Source organism: Streptomyces sp. NPDC050743, assembly GCF_044456925.1.
Lineage (GTDB): Bacteria > Actinomycetota > Actinomycetes > Streptomycetales > Streptomycetaceae > Streptomyces.
In genome coordinates this window covers 690-3270 of record NZ_JBITGJ010000268.1, presented here as the reverse complement: position 1 = coordinate 3270, position 2581 = coordinate 690, and the positions used below count along the sequence as shown (strand labels likewise).

General features: G+C 72.1%; 1 protein-coding gene and 1 pseudogene. Both read left to right on the top strand.

The window, feature by feature from the left end; all coding sequences use genetic code 11:
• A pseudogene (locus tag ACIBJF_RS52740) lies at positions 1 to 1227 on the top strand (cytochrome); the annotation flags it as partial.
• A 160-nt stretch (positions 1228 to 1387) separates the two neighbouring features.
• Entirely contained in the window at positions 1388 to 2434 is a 1047-nt protein-coding gene (locus ACIBJF_RS52735; RefSeq protein ID WP_399185012.1) for a zinc-binding dehydrogenase, read from the top strand.
• Positions 2435 to 2581 lie beyond the last annotated feature (147 nt).

The following is a 2581-nucleotide window of genomic DNA, read 5'->3' as shown; positions in this document are numbered from 1 at the left end:
ATCGTCTCCGAGCAGGCGTACCCGCTGACCGTGGTGGCCAACGAGGAGCTCGTGGCCGACGCGACCGGGCTGTGGGACTTCCAGATCGAGCCGCCGCGCCCGTCCGCGAAGTCCATCACTTTCGAGCTGCCCGAGGGTGTCACCTACGAGACCGGCAACCACCTGGCGGTCTTCGCCAAGAACGAACTCGCTCTGGTGGAGCGCGCGCTGAGGCGGCTCGGCGTCGACTACGACCAGGTGCTCCGGCTCGACCAGCCGGCCGGTGGCCGCACACACCTGCCGGTCGGCACCCCGGTCACCGCCGGCATCCTGCTCACCGAGTTCCTGGAGCTGCAGGACGTGGCCACCCGCTCGCAGATCCAGACGCTCGCCGAGCACACCGAGTGCCCGTGGACCCGGCCGCAGCTGCAGGCGTACACCGCCGAAACGGAGGAGGCCGAGGAGCACTACCAGAAGGAGATCCTCGGCAAGCGCATCTCGGTGCTGGGCCTGCTGGAGCGTTTCCCGGCCGTCGAGCTGCCACTGGCCGTGTTCCTGGAGATGATGGGCCCCATCCGCCCGCGCTTCTACTCCATCTCCTCCGCCCCGTCCGCCAACCCGCGCCATGTGCGCCTGACCGTCGGCCTGCTGGAGGGCCCGGCCCTGTCCGGCGACGGCCAGTACCGCGGCACCTGCTCCGCCTACATCGCGGGCCTGGAGCCCGGAGACGTCGTCTACGGCTACGTCCGCGTGCCCTCCCCGACGTTCGCCCCGCCCGCCGACCCCGCCACGCCGCTGATCCTCATCGGCCCCGGCACCGGCATCGCGCCGCTGCGCGGCTTCCTGGAGGAGCGGGCGACACAGCACGCGAACGGCACCCAGGTCGGCCTGTCGCAGGTCTTCGTCGGCTGCCGCCACCCGCAGCACGACTACTTCTACCAGCAGGAGATGCAGGACTGGGAGCAGGCCGGCATCGCCCAGGTACACACCGCCTTCTCCGCGGTGACCGGCCACCCGGCCCGGTTCGTGCAGAACGCCATCGCCCATGCCGCCGACACGGTGTGGCAGGCCATCGAGGACGGCGCGTACATCTACGTCTGCGGTGACGGCCGCCGCATGGCACCCGCCGTCCGCGAGGCACTCGCCGCCATCCACCGCCAGAAGACCGGCAGCGACGACGAGAGGGCCCAGCAGTGGCTCGCCCAGCTGGAGGCGGACGAGCGCTACCAGCAGGACGTCTTCGCCTGACCGTCACAACGCCGTCAAGGCGCGCCGACCCCCAGCCGCCGGGAGGCGTGCGGACGTCCTGCCTCCCCGTACGCCTCCCGGCCCCACCAGCCATTCAGACACCCCATGGCACCCCTGGCCCGAACCACCGGGCCGTGCCGCTCACAGAAAGCAGATCACCATGGACACCATGCTCGCCGGACGCTTCCACCTGGACAGCAAGAAGTTCGCCGTGGAAGAGGTCCCGATCCCAGTGCCGGGCCCGGGCGAGGTCCTCATCGAGGTCAAGGCCGCCGGCGTCTGCCTCTCCGACGTCCACCTCCTCGACGGCTCCCTCGTCCCGCTGTTCGCCACCTCCGACACCATCACCGTCGGCCACGAGGTCTCCGGCGTCATCCACACGCACGGCCCCGACCTCAAGCGCGGCCTGCCCGTCGGCACCCGCGTCACCCTGGAGGCCGGCAAGACCTGCGGCCAGTGCGCCGGATGCGTGCGCCACCGCCCCTGCACCCAGATGCTCACCGCCGGCATCGACTACGACGGCGGCTGGGCCGAGTACGTCATCGCCCGCGAGGACACCCTCATCCCCATCCCCGACAGCCTCCCCTTCGACCAGGCCGCGATCATCCCCGACGCGGTCTCCACCCCCTACGCCGCCGTCGTCGCCACCGCGGGCGTCCGTGCCGCCCAGTCCGTCGGCGTCTGGGGCGTGGGCGGAGTCGGCGCCCACAACGTACGCCTCGCCCGCCTGGTCGGCGCCGCCCCGATCATCGCCGTCGACCCGCTGCCCAGCGCCCGCGAGCGCGCCCTGGCCTTCGGCGCGGACTACGCGCTCGACCCGGCAGCCCCCGACTTCGCCGACCAGGTCCGCGCAGCCACCGGCGGACGCGGCCTCGACTTCGCCTTCGACTGCGCCGGCGTCCCCGCCGTCCGCGACCAGGCCGCCTCCGTGCTCGGCCTGGGCGGCTCCCTGATCCTGGTGGGCATCACACCCCGGCCACTGACCATCACCGAGGGCCTGACCTTCAACTACCTGCAAAAGCAGGTGCGCGGCCACTACGGCGGCTTCCCCGAGTCCGTCTCCGAGCTGGTGCAGCTGACCGCGGCCGGACGGCTCGACCTGGCCCCCTCCATCACCGACCACATCCCGCTCATCGAGGCCGCCGACGCCGTCCACCGACTGGAGAACAAGATCGGCGACCCGATCCGCCTCATCCTCGTCCCCTGACGCCCGTCAGCAGGACACCAAGCCACCCTGGGCAGGGGTGAGTGGGGGGCGGGGGGGGGGGGGGCACCCGCGCCCCCCCGGTTTCGGCCCACCGGGCGGGTAGGAACCCAAGAAAACACCCCCAACCCCCGCCCCCCCCTTCTCCGC

Coding starts and splice junctions, on each gene's coding strand:
- ACIBJF_RS52735 (WP_399185012.1), top strand. CDS start 1,388: ATGGACACCATGCTCGCCGGACGCTTCCACCTGGACAGCAAGAAGTTC.